The organism is Citrobacter sp. H12-3-2, from assembly GCF_009649895.1.
GTDB lineage: Bacteria > Pseudomonadota > Gammaproteobacteria > Enterobacterales > Enterobacteriaceae > Citrobacter > Citrobacter portucalensis.
The window spans coordinates 568,991-592,258 of sequence record NZ_CP045837.1 but is presented as its reverse complement, the minus strand read 5'-3'; the positions used below and the strand labels follow the sequence as shown (position 1 = coordinate 592,258).

Here is a 23,268-nt window from a genome sequence, read left to right as displayed (position 1 = left end):
TGAAATTTAATTATGCAAATTCTACTGGTGTATTAATTTTGCCTAAGGCAATGGCATCACGCGCAATCATTTTCTCTTCATTTGTGGGAATAACCGCACAAATAACACGAGCATCTTTATTAGAGATAATTCTTTCGCCATGGGAATTTGGCAGGCTATTCATTTCGCTGTCGATATTCACCCCTAAAACGGCGAGATGTTCAATAACCAGACGACGAATTAATACCGAGTTCTCACCAATTCCGCCGGTGAAAATAATCCCATCAAGACGATGCAGCGATGCGGCATGTCCGGCGATATGGCGTGCAATACGATGCACAAACGTTTTAATCGCCAGCTGCGCACGCTCATGTCCTTCGTGCCAGGCTTTTTCTAACGTACGTAAGTCAGAGGACAGACCGGAAATACCCAGTAAACCGGACTCTTTATTCACTACGCGCTCAAGGTCGCTCAGCGTCTGGTTGGTTTCGCTGGCAATCCACGCCATCGCGCCGAAATCGACGTCGCCGCTGCGTGTGCCCATCATCAGCCCTTCCAGCGGCGTCATGCCCATTGAGGTATCAACGCTCTGTCCATTACGTACCGCACAGATTGACGCGCCGTTCCCAAGGTGCGCCACAACCAGACCGGAGTCACCACTCTGCAGGTCAAGAAGCTCATGCGCCCGTTGAGAAACATAGCGGTGCGACGTGCCGTGGAAGCCATAACGACGAACGCCCAACTCCTCATAATATTTCCACGGTAAACCGTACAGATAGGCTTCAGGAGCCATCGTCTGGTGGAAGCTGGTATCAAATACCGCCACCTGCTGCACGCCTGGGAAAAGGTGCTGAGCAGATTCGATCCCACTCAGGTTCGCATAATTATGTAACGGAGCTAGCGGCGATACCCGACGAATATTATCGATAACTTCGTCAGTAATAATTGCTGATTCGGTAAAGATATTTCCGCCGTGGGCAATGCGGTGGCCAATTAAGGCCACACTGTCCATTAAATTACGTTTCTCCAGTTCAACGGCAATTGCTTTTAATGCGTCTTCGTAGCTGTGGTGAGCCAGCTTAGCTGGCTCTCCCCCATTAATTGCTATGAACGCATTTTCAGAGTTAATACCGTCTGCGATCCCCGCCATTAAAACTTCACAGTTTGCTGCATCCAGCACTGAGAATTTAATGGAAGACGAACCACAGTTAATAACCAGTACTACCGGAAACTCATTCATTTCACTACTCCGCTCATCCTGAGCTTAAGGATTAAAACAGTTTGTAGACGATGTTCAGGATGGTCAGCAGACCAATCACGGTAACAAACACGTTATCCAGACGGCCACGGTATTTCGCCAGTGATGGCGCTTTACGGATGGCATACATCGGCAGCAGGCAGAGCAGAGAGGCAATAATCGGCGCGCCCATTGCTTCAATCAGGTCCAGGATGTTCGGGTTGGCGTAAGCCACAACCCAGGTGGATCCCATGATGAAGATCATGCTGATGGTATTAAGTTTGCCGGCAGAAACTTTCGTTTTATCGCCTTTATAACCAAACTTCAGCACCAGACCGTTCAGACCTTCCAGCGTGCCCAGATAGTGGCCGAAGAAAGATTTGAAGATAGCAACCAGGGCGATGATTGAAGCACCGTACTCCAGAACAGTTGCGAAGGTGGACTTCGTACCGGACAGTGAAGCGAAGTGGTTTGCCAGGTAAGACAGCACAGGAATGTTTTGCGCTTTCGCATCCGCCATGTTTGCCGGAGAGAGCGTGAACAGGCAGCTAAAGGCGAAGAACATTACTACCGCAACCATCAGCATACTGGCGCGGGAGATGATTTTAGAACATTTCTGCTCGGTGAATTCGCGACCGTAATCTTTCTCATACTCTTCGCGTTTAGAGACGACGAAGGAAGAAACGATTGGCGAGAAGTTGAAAGAGAACACCATGATGGAAATACCCAGCCATACGGTAACCAGGATGCCGTCATGGCCAGTCAGGGCGATATTGCTGAGATCAACCTGATCGATAACCGCAGAGTTCCAGTAAGGGATCAGGGACAGAGAAATAAGCACCAGGCTGGCAATGAACGGCCATACCAGGTAGCTCATCACTTTAACCATCAGATCTTTACCAAACCAGATGACGAATGCCATCAACAGCAGCAGGAACAGTGCCACGAAGCCACGGTTTAACGCTGGCATCTGCAGCTGGTTTTCCCAGAAGGTCATAAAGGTGTTGGTAATGGTGACGCCATAAATCCACAGCAGCGGACAAATCGCAAAGAAGTAGAGGAACGTGATAACCACGCCGCCCGTTTTACCAAAGTGCTCTTCAACCGTTTCTGTGATGTTACCGGAAGGGTTAGAACCGGAAAGACACAGGCGTGCCAGCGCACGGTGGCAATAGAAAGCGATGGGGTATGCTAACACCAGCATGATCAGAATGGGGATCAGTCCGCCAAAACCTGCGCGGATAGGGAAGAACAGCACCCCAGCGCCGATGGCTGTACCAAATAAACCCAGTGTCCAGGTGGTGTCCGATTTGCGCCAGGACGACTGTTTTGTCTGGCTGGATACAATGCTATCAGTAGTACTCATATCCTATCCTCAACGAAGTATATTAAGCGTCAACTAAACCAGTAATTTGAGATACACGAGAAAGGTCGATATTACCGCCAGAAATAATGCTGACTGTTTTTCTGTTCTGGATATAGCTATCTAATTTCCCGCTTAATAATGCTGCGCATGCCAGCGCGCCGGCACCTTCAGTCACAACTTTATTTCGCTGAATTAATGCCACCATGCTGTTGCGAATTTCATCTTCGCTGACCAGGACAATGTCATCCACCAATTCACGAACAATTTCATACGTTAAAGTACCCGGGCGGGAAACGTCACAACCATCCGCCAGGGTGCCGGTCGTTCGGTGCGTGGTTATTTCTCCAGCGTGGAAAGAAGCCGCCATGCCGTGAACGTTTTCAGACTGTACGCCAATAATTTTAATGGTCGGGTTAATAGATTTAATTGCCACCGCAATACCAGCAATCAGTCCACCACCGCCAATTGGCACAATCACGTTATCGACATCGTACAAGTCTTCCAGAATTTCCAGACCAATAGTGCCCTGACCAGCAATAACTTTCGGGTCATCATAGGGTGGAATAAAGATGCGGCCTTCAGTTTCCACAATCTCGCTAACCTTAGCGATGGTGTCGTTGAAGTTGTCGCCGTGCAGTACAACTTCTGCGGAATAATCGCAGGTTGCCGCTACTTTAGACTTCGGTGCGCCTTTCGGCATCACCACTTTGCCGTCGATTCCGAGCATAGCGCAGGAGAGAGAAACACCTTGCGCATGGTTACCTGCAGAGCAAGCAACCACGCCCTTACATCTTTCAGCTTCGGTTAATGAACTGAGCTTGTTAAAAGCACCACGGATTTTAAATGAACCGGTACGCTGCATGTTTTCAAACTTGAGGAAAATTTCCCCTTTGCAACGTTCACTAAAATAGTTAGAGCGAGGCATTCCCGTTTTATAAATTTTCCCCGCAAGTCTTTTTTTCGCTTCGAGGATATCTTCAATTGCAACTGGGAGATCGTATGTAATGTGCATTAGAACCTCTTACCTGGGTATTAAAGTAAATAGATAGCCGTAACCATTGTCAGATATAGACAAATGGCGTTTATTTCGTGTTAAAACAAATTCAATCTTTAATCAATTTCAATTAATTGCCTTCGTCTCCGACAATTATATGATGAATACTCTTTGGCTAATTCCACCAAAATAGATGCTGCTTTTTTAATTCGATAATTTTTCGACCACACGGCGGCATAACGCGCGACGGGTAAGGTTTCTTCTACCGGGATAGTAATAAACTGGTTTGAGCCAAACGGTGTGGTCATATCGCAGGGAATTACTGTTAAGAAATCAGCATTGAGAACAAGATTATAAATCGTAACGACAGAGTCTGTTTTAACGATGTTTTCACTGCTGATGCCATTATTCTGTAACGTGGTAAGAAGTTCGCTGTAGTACCCCATATTCGTTTGTGGCAACACCCACTGTTCGTTTTTCAACGCGCTCAGCGAGGTGATGCCGGTGCATGTTCGGGACTTGCTGGCAACCAGGATAAAGTCTGACTCAAAGAGCGGTTCAACATGCAGATCGTGCAGTTTCATCTCATCACTCAGCGTACCGATGGCGAAATCCAGACGTCCGTCACGGATTGCCGGTAAGAAGGAGGAGAGCTGAGCTTCATACATAGAAACCTGCGCCTTCGGGAACACTTCTTTGAATTTTTTAATCATGCCGGACATGATGGTGAAAGCAATCAGTGAAGGAAAGCCAAACGACACATCAACGACCGCGTTGCTCGTCATGCTGTTCATCTCATCAACCATGTTTTTCATTTCACGGGTAATAGATTCAGACCATGAGAGCATTACCTGACCTGCCTGAGTCAATGTCACACCAGTATTTTTACGTACAACTAACTCAATACCGAAATAAGCCTCTACATCATTGATGATTTTACTGACAGCGGGTTGAGTTAAACCTAATTCTTTTGCAGCTGAGCCGATAGAACCGCTTCTAATGACTTCCTGAAAGACCACTAAGTGCTGTGTTTTAGGGAGTGTAATAGTATTCATATCGACCTGCGTTAATTACTTTGTTGACGGCAGGAAGTGTACCAAATTAAGCGAACAAGGATATGTGCTACCCCTCACAAATCCCCTTGACTTACATTTTGTAAGACTATCGTTAAAATTTAAATCACTTAATAATCATATAGATATGAATTACCGATCTCACTTTATCCTGACTTTAGTCAAAAAAAGATGGGGGGATAACGATTTTTTATGGCTATAACACCCCCATTTTTTCCACTATTTTTTAAAACCATGAAAGGCTATATTTCAATCAATTACAGAACAATTATCAGGCAAGATGGTGCTTAAATTTAATAAACAACTTATCAAATTTAATTATATTTTAATGATTATGGCGATTAAATAACGTTATGCATCACATTTTTTCGCCACATTTGTTTGTAAAGAAACATTGCATTCATTAAAATTCAATCTAAAAAATACAAACAATTATCATATGCAACATTATATTAACACTGATTTTGTGCGATTTATTAGCAAGTAATTTTGTGATGGCGATCGATTGCGTTCGATTATTCTCGAGAAAAACGTATCGCACAGCGTTTTGTGTTGGTCGTCACAAAATTAGAAATATCCACCGACACATTCCCCTCAGATAAAAGAAATTCGGTGCATAAATAATAGGGATATAAAAATTAGATAAGAAGGAAATAAGCGCCTGCATCCTCGAAAACCAATCTCAATGCTCGCTGTAAAACCTCTGCCGGATGGCGGTGTAAACACCTTATCCGGCCTACAAAACCAGTCTCTCCCCCAGTAGGCCTGATAAGCGCAGCGCCATCAGGCATGGCAACCTGCCCAGAAAGCAAAAACCCCGCCGAAGCGGGGTTTTATAAAGAGTGAAGCTGGCCGATAAGCCGCGTTCTTTTGAGCATAGCGTCGTGGACAGTCATTCATCTGGCTTACCCAGAAAGCAAAAACCCCGCCGAAGCGGGGTTTTATAAAGAGTGAAGCTGACCGATAAGTCAGGAGATTTCATCCATACGTCAGGCACATACAGGGCCGGGGGTTATCTTGTATCACAAATTGTATCTCATCTTGTATCACTCCGATAGTGATTAGATTGGACTTATCACATCAGCAAGAACATGCTATTCGCAATTTACTCGACATAATCTGAAGATGTTATCCTGCTCACCCAATCGAACATGATTTGCATGTGATTGCCATTGGGTTTCGTCAGCCCAACCTGACAAGCGTTTACCCCTGTGGTTTCTCCGATTACAATCCGCCCATCCAGCATATGGACTTTTATGCCTATACGTTGCTTGAAGCACTTATTGCAAATGGAAAAAAAATCCTTCTTTGTGGGTTCACATTGCTGAATATTGAACAAATCAGAGGTGATAATTTCTGCAACTAGATTAACATTGATGGGTAACTCTTCAAGGGATGCAAGAGACTCCAATCTTACCTCAACCCGATTGCTACCTTTAGCATGATCAGATGCTAAGATCACATTTTCTTTCTGGTTAAACTTTGAAATATAACCAATTATTGATTGACCATTGCAACTGACAAGCTTAATAGGGCGATCATGGAAACGCAGAAACTGCACCCTACGAGCAAGCATAGAATAATCGCGGGGCCATTTTTCGGCCTCCCTGCCATAGGATATATCATTCATGTCTACACTACCTTATAACGAAACAGAAGTGTATTCTAAACAAAAAAGCCCCGTGGAGCCGGGGCTTGATAAAACTTAATGTATTAACGCAGCAGAGACAGAACGTTCTGAGTAACCTGATTGGCTTGGGCAAGAACGGATGTGCCCGCCTGTTGCAAGATCTGCGCTTTGGACATGTTGGATACTTCAGTCGCATAGTCAGCATCTTCGATACGGCTACGAGCAGAAGACAGGTTGTTAACGGTGTTGCCCAGGTTGGTGATGGTAGAATCGAAACGGTTCTGCACCGCACCCAGACCAGAACGAAGAGAATCAACCTGAGCTAAAGCATCATCAATTGCACTCAGCGGATCAACCATCGCTTTGCTCCCCACTGAAACTTTACCAGCGGTCGGTGAAGCTGCATCCAAATCAGCTGTAGCATTATAATAGGATACCTTTCCATCATCTCCAGTATTTTTAATGAAATACTGAGTAGTAGTTTTCCCTGCGTCGTCTTTCACATCGCGCGACAACAATTCGTTTTTGCCTTTAAGTGCGCTATTGACATCTGTCATATCAACTGCAATTGCAGCTTGACCTACAGTTGTTTTCCCTGGGACATCAAGGACATTGTTAGTGCTTGCCTTAGTGTAACCCGTAGTAGCCACCGCAGTGGCATCTTTAGCACCAAGTGTCACCGTACCGTTAGCCAGATCAATTGATGCACCTGAATAAGTATCTGACCCGACTTTAACTAAATAAGCACCAGTATCATCTTTACGATAGACTTCAAACGATGGCGCTGGGGTAGTGTTCCCGTCTTTAAGCGTAGCACCTGCAAGCTTAGCCTGCGAAATGATATCACCATTAGCGTCAACATAAGAATCTTGGTTGCCGTCAACTGGGGTTACAATTGCCGCTTTACTAGAATCGAACGCGATGGTATTTGTCGCTGAGTCATATGATGCAGAATAGTAATCGCTTCCTACTTGAACTGCAAGTGAACCATCATTAAGCACTTTAGTTACTGGGTTAGCAGTAGCTGTTGGGAATTTTAGAGCCAACTTAGTAGCGGGTACCGTTTGAGGTAATACTGCATCTTTTATGTTCGACCCCACAGGATCTAATCCCTTGCTGCTTACTTGATTCGTCAAATCCAATTTATCCAAGCCCAACGTTTTGGAAGTGATTTCTTTCAGATTAATATCGATGGTTTCACCATCATTTGCACCAATCTGAATTTTCAAAGTCTGCTCAGAAGCTAACACTTTTACCCCGTTGAACTGGGTCTGACCGGAAACACGATCGATTTCGTCTAAGCGCTGTTTGATTTCCGCTTGAATTGACTCCAAATCAGAATCAGAGTTGGTACCATTGCTAGCCTGAACTGAGAGTTCACGCACACGTTGAAGGTTATTATTAATTTCAGACAGGGAACCTTCTGTAGTTTGTGCAATGGAGATACCATCGTTGGCGTTACGGGAAGCCTGAGTCAGGCCTCTGATGTTTGAGCTGAAACGGTTAGCAATAGCCTGACCAGCGGCATCGTCTTTAGCGCTGTTGATACGCAGACCAGAAGACAGACGCTCAATAGCAGAGCTCAGAGTTGACTGAGATTTGTTCAGGTTATTTTGGGTCAACAGCGACAGGCTGTTGGTATTGATAACTTGTGCCATAACATTTTCCTTTTGGTTTATTACGCTGGACCTTCGTGCGTTACTCAAGTTATCGACAGCTCAGGATTAAACTTTATATTTTTTTTATATGAGACAACCTTATGTTTTTCCTTTGTTTTTAGAAAATGAACAACTATTAACCCCAATCATGTATGTTTTTCAGCATCCCTTGTCGCAGCTGTTCACCCTACAAAACACCTTCAAAAGGTTGTCAGATCTGCCTAGCAGGTTCTCTCCGCTCGTAAAAGTTGCTCCCGATGTTTGGCAAATATCACACGGGTATCACCGATGGAGGTGATCAGAGTAGTATCAACAATCGAACGTTTTATGACACCAGTAAACCCTACCTTAAATTGGTGTCATTAAATTAGCATATTGACATTATGACACCATTAGTTAATTATGATACCGTTTTTGATACCAATCAGGGGAGCGATTATGAGCCGTACATTTGCATATTGCCGTGTGTCCACCAGCGAACAGTCAACAGAAAACCAGATTATGGCGATTCGTCAGGCTGGCTATGCAGTGAATGATAGCAGGGTGATATCAGAAACCGTGTCAGGGGGAGTACAGGCAATGCAGCGCAAAGGCTTTGCTGATATGGTGACTCATAAACTGGAGGCTGGGGATCAGCTTGTAGTATTGAAACTGGACCGCCTGGGAAGGGACAACATCGACGTGCAGCAAACCATTACGATGCTGGTGGATAAAGGGATTGATGTTGTTTCACTGGATCTGCCTGTGCGTAACCTTTCCAGCGCGGAAGGGAAGTTGATGCTGCAAATGTTTTCTGCGTTTGCAGAGTTCGAAAAATCCCGCATCATTGAACGCACAAAAGAGGGTTTAGTAAGAGCCAGGAAGGAAGGGAAGAAGTTAGGCCGTCCGGTTGCGTCAGATACCCTTCAGCGTGTACAGGAAGCCAGAGCTAAGGGGCTGAGCCAGTCCAAAGCGGCGTTAGCATTGAATTTAAGTCTCCCGACTATCAAACGAAACTGGAACATCAAAGAGGAGTAAGATTTAACCTGTCTTCACTCAGATTCAGATGCTGCCCTGCCAGCGCGTGAGGCTTAATTATGGCTATTTTCGGGTCAATTAATCCGAAATATTCCGGCGACAGTAAATCCAGCGGAGCCGCACACCAGCTTAAATCTACGTGGAAAAGACAGAGATGTGGTGCTATATTTAAAAGTTAAGCCGTGATACATGAGAGAAGGCATTGTTAAACGCAATGAGCGCTATCGTGAGCGCTTTTTGTGGCGTGGGTAATGCGAAGGTACTGCCTCCTGATTTGAAGGCCGTAGAGAGCGTTACGCGAAGGATTTAGCAATTATGGTTTTTATTGCTCAATTTTGATGTTGAGTGTACCCGATCCCCATTTCCGGTCTGATACTTCCCACGCTCTTTCGCCAGATACGATACCCACAGAAAAGGCCCCTCGAGCGTTTTCGGCTTATTTCTTTCGATAATGTAATAATTCGGATATCTTTCCGTTGCCTTTGGCAGCTCCACCAGCGCTGCTTTACCGCCCGTTAGACCCATCCAGATTTCAACAATGCTTCCGGCAATGCCACTTGTGGGTGTCCCAAGGCGTCTGACCTGTCGATGCGGGAGGGCAATCCAGCAATGGTAATGCACCTGTTTTGCTTTCTCTTGCTCCCGTACCCAGCCATAAGCAAAGTTGAGGATCGGTTCTGCCAACCCCACAGGTCGGTTTAATTTAGACTTCAGACGTTCACGTAGTTTTTTAAACAGGTCGCTTACCCACCTGTTGCCTGTGTCTATTGGGGTATTCTCAGGTAAGCGTAAATCGAAGCGAGAGAAGTAAACCCGGCTGTAGATGGATAGTATTGCATCAAGCTGTTCTGCTACTGAGGTAAGGATATCAAGGCGAACACCGGATTGGCCGGTGGTGTTGATCGGGTAGGCATAACCATGACGAATGAAAACATCACCTGTGATGACCCTGTAACGCCCGTGTGTATGAACTTTGGTTGTGTAAGGCGTAGCATGTATGAGCATCGACTGAGCACATCCTTCTTCTGACACAATACCCCATAAGTTAGTTATATAAACAACCCTCGCGTACACGCACACACGTATAAGTTATTACCATCTGACCACCGTAAAACGAAGCGGGTACAGGTAGTGCAAACCCCATCAAGCAAAGCCAGACGGCAAAAAAGATGGATGAAATTTTTTCGAAGAAAGTTTACATGGGATATAGAAAACCAAAATAACAATAACTCAAAACAAATAGCAGTGCAAAGAATATTTAAATCTGCGGTATTTTTCAGGTTTGCTTCTGCAATTTTTCCGTTTTTGCGATACTCCGACATTGTGCTTCCCTGTCGATAAACGCTTAGCTACGGCTCAGCAAACCCATTGAATTAGAATGACTATCACTAAAACCAGTCAACACTATCAACGACTGGAAGCAAATCCGAAACTTTCATCTTGCCCGTGTAAACCTTGGTTTGTCCTTGGTTTGAATGTTCGTGACCTATCGTTTGCTGAACAAGTGTGAGGGTGTGCTTTGCCTGAATTTCAGTTACGAAAGTGTGACGTAAGCTATGCACAATACGTCTATTTTTATAATCATCAAGATAATCAATACCCAATTGTTCACGTATCGCATGAAAAAGCCGCGTTACCTGACTTGTATTAGTGATTTCGGGGAACAAATGAGTATCTGCCTTTTTGCTATCCAAATAATCCAAAAAACCCATATTGATCAAACGTTGTGAGATAGGAACCTGCCGAATCCCTGCCTCAGTTTTACTATCCCCAATCATTATGTAATGTCTCTGACTGTCTTCGTCCAACCGCACATCAGAAACATTCAGTTTTGCGATTTCAGAGCGCCGAGCGCCAGTATACGCCAGTAGCAAAAAAACCCATTTTTTCCAACCATCCAAAGTCGCGAAGTGACATACCAATTTTCGCATTTCTGCTCCGGTGTAATAACCATAGCTGAGGCTTTTAGCTTGGTACGGAACATTAAGTGTTGGTGATGATTCAAGAATATCCTCTTCTTTAGTCAGGTAGGTTGAAAACAGTCCCTGACACAACTTCAGATAATCTTTGACCGTTTTGGGTGAAACCAGGTCTGCTTCTGGAACTTCATCCAAGTCCAAACATTGCTCAATAGTCATTCGGTTATAAGGCCTCTTATTCTGACGAGGTAAACCTTCAACTACCTCAAGCAGGTTTTTAATATCACGTCGAGTAATGTCAGAAACTTGAGTATCAGCTCCCAAAACTGCCTCTATCACTTCATAGTATTTTTCATTCCCCTGCCGAATTTTAGGGGTCCAGCCCGACCTAAATTTTACAAAACCTTTCCATGCCTCAGATAGGGTCAGTTTAGAGCGCAATGGTTTTTCAGGCTTATCCTCTGAGATGGAAACGTTATAATTGTCAGGTCGCATAGAGTTAACGATCTGGCGATAATCAGAATATCGTTGATCCATAAAGGCTATATGTGCATCGCAGTAATGTCTCAAGAGAAGGTCGTACTCTGAGGCCAAATAATCGACTTCATCCGCCATGCCCGTAAGATCAAACTGGCTACCAAGTTGCTCTATGACTGAATCTGTCGACAGCGGTTCAACATCTTGTTTAAAGGTTCCATCAAGTAGTAATCCAAAATCACGCGCATTACGTTTTTCACGAGCCAATGAACCGGATTCTCGCAGGGTGTTACGTACAGTTACGGGAATTTTTTTTGCTGCGGCGTAAAAATTTGCCTGAATTTCAAGCAAATAACGATCAATATCGTCTTGTTCTAACTTCTTCATTTTCTGCACTATATCCAATAGTTGGGCTGGCTCCATCTTGGACGATTTTACAAAAGAAATGAACATCGAGAGACGGGAAGATATAAATCTTGCTCTACTGGCTGAATCGCAGCCCAGCGACACACGAAAGAAACCGCCTGTAGGCAGTCTAAAATGAAGGCTGTAACGGTTACCACGCTTTAGGATATTCGGGATGGAACAGCCGTTGGTGTGCCTCGTCTGTATCACAGTCTGTGTCACATTTTCACCTATTAAGGCCTGAGACACACCAACGTATTGTTTTTGAATGAGTTGAAGCTGACCGATAAGCCGGGTTCTGTCGTGGACAGTCATTCATCTAGGCCAGCAATCGCTCACTGGCTCAAGCAGCCTACCCGGGTTCAGTACGGGCCGTACCTTGTGAACCCCTATTTGGCCTTGCTCCGGGTGGAGTTTACCGTGCCACGGACTGTTACCAGCCGCGCGGTGCGCTCTTACCGCACCCTTTCACCCTTACCTGATCCCACTTGCGTGGGCCATCGGCGGTTTGCTCTCTGTTGCACTGGTCGTGGGTTTCCCCCCCAGGCGTTACCTGGCACCCTGCCCTATGGAGCCCGGACTTTCCTCCCCTCCGCCCGTCTCCCCCGAAGAGGACGACGACGAAGCGGCGACTGTCTGGTCAGCTTCGGCGCGCAGTATAGAGGGTTTGCGGGGCAATGTCACCCCGCACTGCGCATTCCTATCGCTAACGTGGCAGCGATGTTTCTTGAGGCGCGATAAATATTATCAAATGCCCCACGGAAGGCCTCTTCCAGCGTGCTGATGCTGGTCAATACGCTAAATACCGCATCGATACCATATTGATGCACTACCTCCACATCGCGCGTCAGGCTGCCGCCAATACCAATAACCGGCTTGTGGTACTTCTTCGCGACATTCGCCACGCCTACCGGCACTTTGCCGTGAATGCTCTGGCTGTCGATCCGCCCTTCGCCGGTCACCACCAGCGTACAGTCGTGAATATGCTCTTCCAGATTGAGCGCCTGGGTCACAATCTCGATACCGCTGCGCAGCTCGGCGCCTAAAAAAGCCATTAATGCCGCGCCCATTCCACCTGCCGCACCGGAGCCTGGCACATCTTTCACATCGACCCGCAGAGACTTTTTAATAATGTCGGCATAATGAGACAGATTACGGTCCAGTTCGAGAATGCGTTCTTCCGTCGCCCCTTTCTGCGGGCCAAAAATGCGCGAAGCGCCAGAATCGCCGATGAGTGGATTAGTCACATCACAGGCCACGCGAATGGAACAGGTTTTTAAGCGCGGATCCAGACCCGAGATATCGATGGAGTTCAGACTCATCAGGCTTCCACCACCATAGCCAATTTCTGTCCCGTTGGCGTCGCAAAGTTTTGCCCCCAGCGCCTGCACCATACCCGCGCCACCGTCGTTGGTGGCACTGCCGCCGATGCCAATAATGATGCTCTGCGCACCGCTATCCAGCGCCTGCAAAATCAGCTCTCCGGTACCGCGTGACGTAGTGACTAAAGGGTTGCGCTTTTCAGGAGGCACCAACGCCAGACCGCTGGCTGCCGCCATTTCGATAAACGCAGTTTTACCATCTCCAGACATGCCCCAGCAGGCATTCACTTTTTCGCCCAGCGGCCCCGTTACTTGCGCTGAATGTTCACTCCCTTGCGTCGCGGCAATCATGGCTTCAACCGTTCCTTCGCCGCCATCGGCAACCGGAACAGAAACATATTGCGCATCGGGGAAAATTTCCCGAAATCCTTTTTCTATTGCCTGAGCTACCTCGGTGGCAGAAAGGCTTTCTTTATAAGAGTCTGGGGCAATTACGATTTTCATAGTTATGTAGCCTGACTGTGCCGCGCAAGGCAAGAAATACAGGGCGCACATCCGCGCCCTTCTTGTTAGCGAGTGACTTCCACTTTCGCCAGTTTTTCGTAGTAGCATGCGAGCGCACTGTGATCGGCAGTACCCAATCCATCTGCGCGTAGCGCCTGCATCATCTCCATGACTGCTGCAGTCAGCGGCAACTGAGCGCCAACGCCATGAGAGGTATCCAGCGCGTTCGCCAGGTCTTTGATATGCAGGTCAATACGGAAACCTGGTTTAAAGTTGCGATCCATCACCATCGGCGCTTTCGCATCCAGCACGGTGCTGCCTGCCAGCCCGCCACGGATCGCCTGATACACCAGATCCGGATTCACACCCGCTTTGGTCGCCAGCGTCAGCGCTTCAGACATCGCGGCAATGTTCAGCGCCACAATCACCTGATTCGCCAGCTTGGTAACGTTACCCGCACCAATTTCACCGGTATGCACCACGGAGCCTGCCATCGCTTTCAGCAGATCGTAGTACTTGTCGAAAATCGCTTTATCGCCGCCGACCATCACCGACAACGTGCCGTCAATCGCTTTTGGCTCGCCGCCGCTGACCGGCGCATCCAACATATCCACGCCTTTCGCTTTCAGCGCGTCGCTAATTTCACGGCTGGCCAACGGTGCAATGGAGCTCATGTCGATAAGCACTGTGCCCGGTTTCGCCCCTTCAATAATGCCGCCTTCACCCAGTGCCACTTCCTTAACATGCGGAGAGTTCGGCAGCATGGTGATGATCACATCACACTGCTCAGCGATATCTTTCGCCGTGGCGGCAGTTTCAGCACCTGCGGCAATTACTTCCGCAATGGATTCCGGGTTACGGTCAGCAACCACCAGCGAGTAACCTGCCTTGAGGAGGTTTTTACTCATTGGTTTACCCATAATACCGAGGCCAATAAAACCAACTTTCATTGTCATGTCTTTATCTCTCTCTACTGTCGATGGTGGTTATTTCTTAAAAGAATCAGCCAGTTTCTGCGTGGCTGAACGGAACACGCCAAGGTCGCTGCCAACGGCAACAAACGTCGCGCCCCACTCCAGATAACGACGCGCATCCGCCTCTACCGGGGCCAGAATGCCGCTTGGTTTGCCGTGTGCTTTCGCGCGGGCAAAAATGTGCTGGATAGCTTTCTGCACATCAGGATGTGACGCATTGCCGAGGTGACCTAGCGCCGCAGCCAGATCGCTTGGTCCGACGAAGACACCGTCAACGCCTTCTGTCGCCGCGATTGCATCAACGTTATCAACGCCCTGCTGACTTTCGATCTGCACGATGATGGTGATGTTCTTATTCGACTGCGCAAAGTAGTCCGGTACGGTGCCAAACATATTGGCGCGATGGGATACGGACACGCCGCGAATACCTTCCGGCGGATAGCGGGTCGACGCCACAGCGTTAACCGCTTCTTCTTCCGTCTCAACGAACGGGATCAGGAAGTTGTAAAACCCGATATCCAGCAGACGCTTGATAATTACCGGCTCGTTGGTTGGTACACGCACTACCGCCGCGCTGTCGCTGCCTTTCAGCGCCATTAATTGCGGAATAAACGTCGAGATATCATTCGGCGCATGTTCGCCATCCAGTACCAGCCAGTCAAAACCTGCCAGGCCTAAAACTTCGGTACTGATTGGGCTGGCCAATGCAGACCAGCAGCCAATCTGAATTTGTTGCGCCGCGAGGGCCGCTTTAAACTTATTCGGGAAAATCGTGTTATTCATCGCCTATACCTTTGTTTATTTCTGCAATTCCATACGTTTAATGTCACCGACAATAAACAGGTAGCAAACCATTGCCATCAGCGCCGAGCACCCTACAAACATCAGCGCAGCATTAAATGAGTGCAGCTCGCTCACCAGATACCCAATCACCAGCGGGGTGACGATGGAAGCCACGTTGCCAAATACGTTAAATACCCCACCGCACAGACCGACAATCTCTTTCGGCGCGGTATCGGAAATCACCGGCCAACCCAGCGCGCCGAAACCTTTACCGAAGAACGCCAGCGCCATCAGCGCCACCACAAGAGCGGTATTATCGGTGTAGTTACACAGAATAATGGTCGATGCGAGCAACATGCCGAGCACTATCGGCAGCTTACGCGCCAGGGTAATGCTGAAACCACGTTTAATCAGATAATCAGAGAACACGCCGCCGAGCACGCCACCGAAAAACCCGCACAGTGCCGGAATCGAAGCCACCAGGCCCACTTTCAGAATCGACATACCTTTTTCCTGAACCAGGTAAATCGGGAACCAGGTGAGAAAAAACCAGGTAATTGTGTTGATAAAATACTGGCCAAAGAACACACCAAGCATCATACGATTTGTCAGCAACTGCTTGATATAATGCAGTTTAGGACCACCTGACTTCACATCGCCCGGTTTTTTATGGTCCATATCCACGACCGCGCCGTTTTCAGAGATAAACTTCAACTCTTCTTGCGACATGCGCGGGTGATCGGTTGGGTTATGAATAAACTTTACCCACAGTCCGGTAAGCACAAAACCAATCACGCCCATCACGGTAAAGACGTGCTCCCAGCCCCAGGCGAAGGTCAGCCAGCCGAGCAGCGGGGAAAACAGCGCCAGGGAGAAATACTGTGCGGAGTTAAAAATCGCGGATGCCGTGCCGCGCTCTTTCGTTGGGAACCAGGCTGCCACGATACGGGCATTAGCCGGGAAGGATGGCGCTTCCGAGAAGCCCAGCATAAAGCGCATGATGAACATTGAAATACCCGCCCAGGCCAGCGGGAACATGTCCACAAAGCCCTGCAGGAAGGTAAACAGTGACCAGAAGAACAAACTGTAGGTGTAGACTTTCTTCGAGCCGAATTTATCCAGCAGCCAGCCTCCGGGGATTTGCATCAACAGGTAAGCCCAGCCGAAGGCGGAGAAAATGTAACCCATTGAGATGGCGCTGAGATGTAACTCTTTCGCCACTTCAGTTCCGGCAATAGACAGCGTCGCACGGTCCGCATAGTTAACGGCTGTAACAATAAATATTATCAGCAATATTAAATAACGGGTGTGCGTACCTTTCTTTTTCTCGACAACTGTATCCAATATCATTCTATTTACCTCGGGCACATAAAAGGTTTTTATTATTATTTTGTGGGTATTTCTCGTGATAAATTACCGATAATAAAAATAGATAATAATTTATCAGACGTTATGAAACCGTGATTTAGTATAATCATCAGCACAACGTTAATCATTGTGCAAGCGCTCATTAAATACACGTTATTAAATTAATGTTTTGGGCATATGCACACAAGCATGGGCGCTAATGCACACATTTACGTATTGCTACCACTGGTAACGCGGCCTTGCTGAGTTTAAGTGATCATCGTCACATTCTTCACGTTAAACTCCTGACATTCTTATTTCACGATACCGAATCTTTATTACTTACAATTAGATTCAAAATATAAATATCCACACTATTATCACCACCTTGTTGGAGAATACTGGACAATGGCCGACATCGAAATCAGACAAGAATCGCCAACGGCGTTTTATATTAAAGTTCACGAAACAGATAATGTGGCGATAATTGTCAATGACAATGGTCTGAAAGCCGGAACGCGTTTTCCGGACGGACTGGAACTCATTGAACATATTCCCCAGGGTCATAAAGTGGCGCTATTGGATATTCCTGTTCATGGCGAAATCGTGCGTTATGGCGAAGTGATAGGCTATGCCGTTCGCGATATCCCACGCGGCAGCTGGATTGATGAATCAATGGTTGAGCTGCCCAAAGCCCCGCCGCTGGAGACGCTGCCGCTGGCAACTAAAGTGCCAGAGCCGCTGCCGCCTCTTGAGGGTTATACCTTTGAAGGTTACCGCAATGCTGACGGTAGCGTTGGTACCAAAAATCTACTCGGTATCTCCACCAGCGTGCACTGCGTAGCGGGCGTGGTGGATTATGTGGTGAAAATCATTGAGCGCGATCTGCTGCCTAAATACCCGAACGTCGACGGTGTGGTGGGGCTCAATCATCTCTACGGCTGCGGCGTGGCGATCAATGCTCCAGCCGCCATCGTGCCGATTCGCACCATTCACAATATTGCGCTTAACCCGAATTTTGGCGGTGAAGTGATGGTCATCGGCCTCGGTTGCGAAAAACTGCAGCCAGAGCGGCTGCTGGAAGGCACGCACGACGTGAAAAGTATTCCGGTCGACAGCGCCAGTATCGTCAGCCTGCAGGATGAAAAGCACGTCGGCTTTCAATCGATGGTCACCGATATTCTGCAGGTGGCCGAACGTCACCTGGCAAAACTCAATCAGCGCCAACGTGAAACCTGTCCGGCTTCAGAACTGGTGGTCGGCATGCAGTGCGGCGGTAGCGATGCGTTCTCCGGCGTGACGGCCAACCCGGCGGTGGGTTATGCCTCCGACCTGTTAGTACGCTGCGGCGCGACCGTAATGTTCTCTGAAGTAACCGAAGTGCGCGATGCCATCCACCTTCTGACCCCACGTGCGATTAACGAAGAAGTAGGTAAACGCCTGCTCGAAGAGATGGCCTGGTACGATAACTACCTTGATATGGGCAAAACGGATCGCAGCGCCAACCCTTCTCCGGGCAACAAGAAAGGCGGTCTGGCAAACGTGGTGGAAAAGGCGCTGGGTTCGATTGCCAAGTCTGGCAAGAGCGCGATTGTCGAAGTATTGTCGCCGGGTCAGCGTCCAACCAAACGTGGCCTGATTTACGCTGCAACCCCCGCCAGTGATTTTGTTTGCGGTACACAGCAGGTCGCTTCCGGGATCACCGTGCAGGTGTTCACTACCGGTCGCGGTACGCCGTATGGCCTGATGGCCGTGCCGGTGATTAAAATGGCGACACGCACCGAGCTGGCCAACCGTTGGTTTGACCTGATGGACATTAACGCGGGCACCATCGCCACCGGAGAAGAAACCATTGAAGATGTGGGTCTGAAACTGTTCGAATTTATTCTCGACGTCGCCAGCGGGCGTAAGAAAACCTTCTCGGACCAGTGGGGACTGCATAACCAGCTAGCGGTGTTTAACCCGGCGCCAGTGACCTGATTATAGAAACGAAAGCCAACGAAAAAACGGGGATTTATCCCCGTTTTTTATGTCTATGTAACAACAAATAAAGTGATAACGTTCGCATTTTAAGAGGTTTTTTTAAACATCTGTTTTTTTCGATTCAAACCCACAAAATGAACCTAACAACATGAAATTAAACGAAATAATATCGCCATTGTTTTATGTTATATTTTCGTTTTGATAAAAGAGAAACCTACCGAAAGACGACCTTGTTTTAATGCGATAATCCCCTATTTTTTACCGCTTTGACTTTCTCCGATGTAAAACAGATTATTCATAGGCTCCTGTAATTTACCTCATAAGCATTCTGACCTGAATAAAGAGGGAAGTTATGTATACCCTGAATAAAAATAATGTCGCATTGGCCTGTCTTATTTCCTGTTTACTGGCAACTCCTGTCGTCGCGAGTGCTGAAGGCCAATCGGACGCAAAGCCTGTTAAATTACGCTACACGTTATGGGACCGTAATCAACTCCCTGGCGAACAACAGCTCGTTAATGAATTCGAAAAAAACAACCCTGGCATCAAAGTCGAAATTGAATTAACACCTTATGACCAATATTTTATCAAGCTAAGTTCAGCAGTTGGTGGAAATGTAGCACCGGATGTATTCTGGATGAATATGCCTAATTTCCAGCAATATGTTAAAAATGGCATGCTGGAACCACTGAGCAATTATCTGAAAGAGAAATCAGCGCCGAAACTGGATGATTTTGTTAAAAGTTCAGTCGATGCCTATCAATACCAGTCGCAGCAATATGCCATCCCAAGGGATATTGATGCAATTGCCGTCTGGTACAACAAAAAAATGTTCGATCAGGCTGGCGTGAGCTATCCCGATAAAAACTGGACATGGGACGATTTAAAACAAAAATCAGCGCAGTTGCGTAAAGGGCTGGATAAACAGTCTTATCCACTGGCAATGGAATTCAGCAGCGGACAGGACAGTTATTTTAACCTGCTATTACAGGCTGGCGATAAGATTGTCCTGCCTGAGGGCAAAACGGATGTTGCCAATGACAAAGCCATCGCCGTCTATCGCGATGTTCAAGGCATGCTGAACGCGGGACTAATCCAACCGCCAGGCGAGATGGAAGCCTCAGATGTCTTCCAGTCCAACCGAGTGGCCATGGTCTACGCGGGCTCATGGTGGGCATTACCCTTCTCTCAAAATGAGCTTATTAAGGATCACATCGGCGTGGTACCAATGCCTAAAATGGCAGAGCAGGCAGGTGTATCCCATAGCCTGGCATTTGCCATGTCAGCAAAAAGTCAGCATAAAGATGCGGCGTGGAAGTTCATTGAGTTCATGAGTTCTGAGCATGCGCAGCAGACGCTGGCTACGGGAAAAGTCGTGATCCCCGCTAACCAAAAAGTGGCCAAAGAGTGGGCTGAAGGCTTTAAGGGTATTGATGTTTCAGCCTATATCGATTCATTGGCTTTCTCACATAAATATCCAACCGCAGGCTCCAATACCGCCAAGTGGAATAGCATTCTGAATGATGGCTTGAAAAAAGTCTGGACGGGTACTGACCCAGAAAAAGTCATGCCTGGTGTTGCAAAACGCGTTGAACGAGAAATGCAGAAATAATCCTGAGGGAGCCATGCTCCCTCTCGCTTTCGCCCACGCAATATATTTTGGTTGCACAGTGAGCATCCCGGAGTCTGTATGAGCTATTCAGATGAAGCTGCATCCCCACAATTACCAGCCAGGGAAGTGCACAAAAAATCCCTGACCAAGCTGGAAAAAGAAGAACGCTTCTGGGGATGGATAATGATTATGCCGTTACTGGCGGGGTTAATTGTTTTTTACTTTACTCCATTCTTCCAGAACGTTTTTTATAGTTTCACCGACCTCGGCGAGTTTCAGATCTGGACGACGATCAGCTTAGATAACTATATTAATTTATTCAGCGATGATGAGTTTCGTTCAGCAATATATAACACCCTGGCCTATGTTTTTATTTGCGTACCGATAATCACCGTTTTGTCATTGCTGCTCGCAATTGGCCTGAATCAGGCGATTCGCGGTCAGTGGTTGTTTCGCACGCTGTTATTTCTACCCGCTGTCACTATGCCTGCGGCCATTGCTATGGTCTGGCAGTGGTTGATGAACCGAAACTTCGGCTTAATTAATCAGATCCTGGCTTTTTTCGATCTTCCGGCCATCGGTTGGTTATCCGATCCCGATGTCGTCCGCCTGAGCGCCTCGTTGGTTATCATCTGGTCGGCTATTGCGCTGAAGATGATCATTCTGCTCGCTGGATTGCAGGGGATCCCCAAACAAATTTATGAAGCGATGTCGCTGGATGGCATCAGCAAATTGCGTGGATTCTGGTCTATTACCTTACCGCTAATGATCCCAACACTGTTTTTCGTACTGGTGATCTCTTTTATCGAAACGCTGCAAATTTTCGATGTGGTTTATCTGCTGTTTGGCAGTTCATCCATGGTGGACGATCAGACGATGACCATCGCCTATCTCTTCTATAAATACGCCTTTATCTACCATGAAAAAGGGTATGCCTCAGCAATCGCCGTGGTGATTTTCGTTATCACGATGGTCCTGACGCTGCTGCAAATATGGATTGGTAAACGACTTAAAGCACAGTGAGGCACCACGATGTTCATGACAAAACGTGAAAAATGGCTAATTTACGGCCTGATGATCCTCGCGACGCTGGTAACGGTGGTTCCGTTTATCTGGATGATCATCACCTCTTTTAAAACCCAGGCAGAAAGCATCGCCTTTCCGCCGATACTGCTACCCGCCAACCCAGGGTTTCAGGCTTACGGTAAAATCTTGCATGAAATGCCTTTTGGCAGCTTTTACTTTAACTCGATCGTCTCCACGCTGGTCATCGTCATTTTGCAGACGCTGATTGCGGCAATGGCAGCGTACGGTTTCTCCCGACTGCGTTTCAAAGGACGAGATGTCCTGTTTATGCTGTGTATTTCAATTCTGATGGTGCCCGGTCAGATCTTTTTAATCCCACAGTTTTTAACCGTTGAAAAAATCGGTTTGCTGAACTCAATTCCTGGACTGGTGCTACCGGGTTTATTCAGCATATATAGCGCCTTTTTATTACGTCAGTTTTTTCTGTCAGTACCTAAAGAACTGGAAGAGGCAGCCATTATGGATGGGTATAACCATCTGACTATTTTCTTCAAAATTATGCTGCCATTAATTAAACCGGGACTGATTGCCTGCGTCATTATTAACGGACTGTGGAGCTGGAATAATTTAATGTGGCCACTGATCGTCAACACCTCCATGGATAAAATGACATTACCAGTAGGATTAGCCTCACTTTCTGGCCGTTCAGGCGTGGAATATCCGATGTTAATGGCGGGCGCATTGCTGGCGATTATCCCGATGTTGTTACTTTATATCTTCTTCCAGCGCTATTTTATTCGCGGCATCGCTGGTGCCGGAATTAAAGGATAAGGGGCAGTGTTATGTCAGGTATTCAATTACAGGCAGTAAGCAAAGTCTATCCCAATGGCTTTCAGGCGATCCATGGCGTTGATCTTGAAATCCACGACGGCGAATTCATGGTGTTTGTCGGGCCATCAGGCTGCGCCAAATCAACGCTGCTACGCATGATTGCAGGTCTGGAAGATATCACTCATGGCCATATCGCAATCGGAGAGAAGTGCGTCAACGACCTGCTACCAAAGGAGCGAGGCGTTGCCATGGTCTTCCAGAATTATGCCCTCTATCCCCACATGACGATTTATAAAAATATGGCATTCAGTCTGTTAGGGAAAATGAGCAAAGAAGAGATTGATATCCGCGTCCGGGAAGCTGCACACAAGCTGGAAATCGAAACATTGCTCGACAAAAAGCCCGGTCAGCTTTCAGGCGGTCAATGCCAGCGAGTAGCCGTTGGCAGGGCCATCGTGCGTAAGCCAGACGTTTTTTTGTTTGATGAGCCGCTGTCCAACCTGGATGCAAAACTGCGTGTTTCAATGCGCGTGCGGCTGACAGAACTGCATCGACAACTGCGTCACGAAGGCGTGAGCGCAACCATGGTGTACGTCACGCACGATCAGATTGAAGCAATGACGATGGGAGACAGGATTTGCGTTCTAAATGGCGGTCGTATTATGCAGGTGGATACCCCAGGGAATATTTACCATCACCCCAGGAACAAATTTGTTGCTGGTTTTATTGGTAATCCGGCAATGAATATTATGCTGCTTGATATTGACCCCAGCACTCGTGGCCTGCGCCTGGCTGATAATTTAATCCTGCCATTAAATACGCGCTTGAGTAACCTACTGGAGCAATATCCGCACTCCAGCGTCTGGTTTGGCATCCGCTCAGAGGCCATTCAGTTAGCCTCGCAGCATGATGCCTCTGCGTTCGATGCGCACATTACCAACGTAGAAAGGATGGGCAACGAAGACCTTCTGCATTTTGATATTGGTGAGCAACATATGATCTTACGTATTAACTCCTCACCCGACTGGACCCCACTTCCCGGTGAATCTATCAAAGTGAAATTTAATCTGGATGCCGCCTTTTTGTTTGATAAAAAACATGAAGAAAATTTGGCCTGACCGTTATTCAGGC

Annotated in this window: 18 protein-coding genes and 1 other RNA gene; 6 read left to right on the top strand and 13 right to left on the bottom strand. The window is 47.3% G+C overall.

Annotated features, from left to right (window positions below):
* Positions 1-10 precede the first annotated feature (10 nt).
* The 6 genes from tdcD to GHC22_RS02860 all read right to left on the bottom strand — a co-directional run bounded on the left by tdcD (position 11) and on the right by GHC22_RS02860 (position 7,937).
* Complete coding sequence (tdcD, locus tag GHC22_RS02885) at positions 11-1,219, bottom strand: propionate kinase (RefSeq protein ID WP_153752168.1); 1,209 nt, start codon at positions 1,217-1,219, stop codon at positions 11-13.
* A gap of 31 nt (positions 1,220-1,250) precedes the next feature.
* Complete coding sequence (tdcC, locus tag GHC22_RS02880; RefSeq protein WP_057067551.1) at positions 1,251-2,582, bottom strand: threonine/serine transporter TdcC; 1,332 nt, start codon at positions 2,580-2,582, stop codon at positions 1,251-1,253.
* 22 nt (positions 2,583-2,604) lie between these two features.
* On the bottom strand, positions 2,605-3,594 hold the full coding sequence (gene tdcB / locus GHC22_RS02875) for a bifunctional threonine ammonia-lyase/L-serine ammonia-lyase TdcB (RefSeq protein WP_003828594.1): 990 nt from the start codon (positions 3,592-3,594) through the stop codon (positions 2,605-2,607).
* A 98-nt stretch (positions 3,595-3,692) separates the two neighbouring features.
* Positions 3,693-4,631, bottom strand: a complete 939-nt coding sequence (gene tdcA, locus GHC22_RS02870; RefSeq protein ID WP_003828596.1) for a transcriptional regulator TdcA — start codon at positions 4,629-4,631, stop codon at positions 3,693-3,695.
* A gap of 1,123 nt (positions 4,632-5,754) precedes the next feature.
* Positions 5,755-6,279, bottom strand: a complete 525-nt coding sequence (locus tag GHC22_RS02865) for a phase 1 flagellin transcriptional repressor (RefSeq protein WP_153752166.1) — start codon at positions 6,277-6,279, stop codon at positions 5,755-5,757.
* 83 nt (positions 6,280-6,362) lie between these two features.
* On the bottom strand, positions 6,363-7,937 hold the full coding sequence (locus GHC22_RS02860; RefSeq protein ID WP_153752164.1) for a flagellin: 1,575 nt from the start codon (positions 7,935-7,937) through the stop codon (positions 6,363-6,365).
* Positions 7,938-8,375: 438 nt separating this feature from the next.
* Between GHC22_RS02860 and GHC22_RS02855 the strand changes: the two genes are divergently transcribed.
* A complete protein-coding gene (locus GHC22_RS02855) occupies positions 8,376-8,954 on the top strand; it encodes a recombinase family protein (protein WP_153752162.1) in 579 nt (192 codons plus the stop codon).
* 306 nt (positions 8,955-9,260) lie between these two features.
* Here GHC22_RS02855 and GHC22_RS02850 read toward each other — a convergent pair whose 3' ends face one another.
* From GHC22_RS02850 to garP, 7 genes are all read right to left on the bottom strand, one after another.
* Positions 9,261-9,959 (bottom strand): inovirus-type Gp2 protein, encoded by a 699-nt coding sequence (locus GHC22_RS02850; protein WP_153753952.1) that lies wholly within the window; start codon positions 9,957-9,959, stop codon positions 9,261-9,263.
* Positions 9,960-10,342: 383 nt separating this feature from the next.
* Positions 10,343-11,737 (bottom strand): tyrosine-type recombinase/integrase, encoded by a 1,395-nt coding sequence (locus tag GHC22_RS02845; RefSeq protein ID WP_228553224.1) that lies wholly within the window; start codon positions 11,735-11,737, stop codon positions 10,343-10,345.
* A gap of 289 nt (positions 11,738-12,026) precedes the next feature.
* An RNA gene (gene rnpB / locus GHC22_RS02840) (RNase P RNA component class A) lies at positions 12,027-12,403 on the bottom strand.
* A 32-nt stretch (positions 12,404-12,435) separates the two neighbouring features.
* Positions 12,436-13,581 (bottom strand): glycerate 2-kinase, encoded by a 1,146-nt coding sequence (gene garK, locus GHC22_RS02835; protein ID WP_032934186.1) that lies wholly within the window; start codon positions 13,579-13,581, stop codon positions 12,436-12,438.
* 65 nt (positions 13,582-13,646) lie between these two features.
* On the bottom strand, positions 13,647-14,537 hold the full coding sequence (gene garR, locus GHC22_RS02830; protein ID WP_003828600.1) for a 2-hydroxy-3-oxopropionate reductase: 891 nt from the start codon (positions 14,535-14,537) through the stop codon (positions 13,647-13,649).
* Between the two features lie 30 nt (positions 14,538-14,567).
* Complete coding sequence (garL, locus tag GHC22_RS02825; protein WP_008785889.1) at positions 14,568-15,338, bottom strand: 2-dehydro-3-deoxyglucarate aldolase; 771 nt, start codon at positions 15,336-15,338, stop codon at positions 14,568-14,570.
* A gap of 15 nt (positions 15,339-15,353) precedes the next feature.
* Entirely contained in the window at positions 15,354-16,688 is a 1,335-nt protein-coding gene (gene garP / locus GHC22_RS02820) for a galactarate/glucarate/glycerate transporter GarP (RefSeq protein ID WP_008785890.1), read from the bottom strand.
* 405 nt (positions 16,689-17,093) lie between these two features.
* On the opposite strand from garP, the gene garD reads away from it, so the two are divergent.
* The 5 genes from garD (at position 17,094) to GHC22_RS02795 (ending at position 23,255) form a co-directional block, all read left to right on the top strand.
* The gene (gene garD, locus GHC22_RS02815) at positions 17,094-18,665 is read left to right on the top strand and encodes a galactarate dehydratase (protein WP_057067637.1); all 1,572 of its coding nucleotides are present in this window, start codon (positions 17,094-17,096) and stop codon (positions 18,663-18,665) included.
* A 355-nt stretch (positions 18,666-19,020) separates the two neighbouring features.
* A complete protein-coding gene (locus tag GHC22_RS02810) occupies positions 19,021-20,280 on the top strand; it encodes a sugar ABC transporter substrate-binding protein (RefSeq protein ID WP_071445996.1) in 1,260 nt (419 codons plus the stop codon).
* 78 nt (positions 20,281-20,358) lie between these two features.
* Positions 20,359-21,303, top strand: a complete 945-nt coding sequence (locus tag GHC22_RS02805) for a carbohydrate ABC transporter permease (RefSeq protein ID WP_048236826.1) — start codon at positions 20,359-20,361, stop codon at positions 21,301-21,303.
* A 9-nt stretch (positions 21,304-21,312) separates the two neighbouring features.
* Entirely contained in the window at positions 21,313-22,137 is an 825-nt protein-coding gene (locus tag GHC22_RS02800; protein ID WP_003024907.1) for a carbohydrate ABC transporter permease, read from the top strand.
* Positions 22,138-22,148: 11 nt separating this feature from the next.
* A complete protein-coding gene (locus tag GHC22_RS02795; protein ID WP_008785894.1) occupies positions 22,149-23,255 on the top strand; it encodes an ABC transporter ATP-binding protein in 1,107 nt (368 codons plus the stop codon).
* Positions 23,256-23,268: the final 13 nt, after the last annotated feature.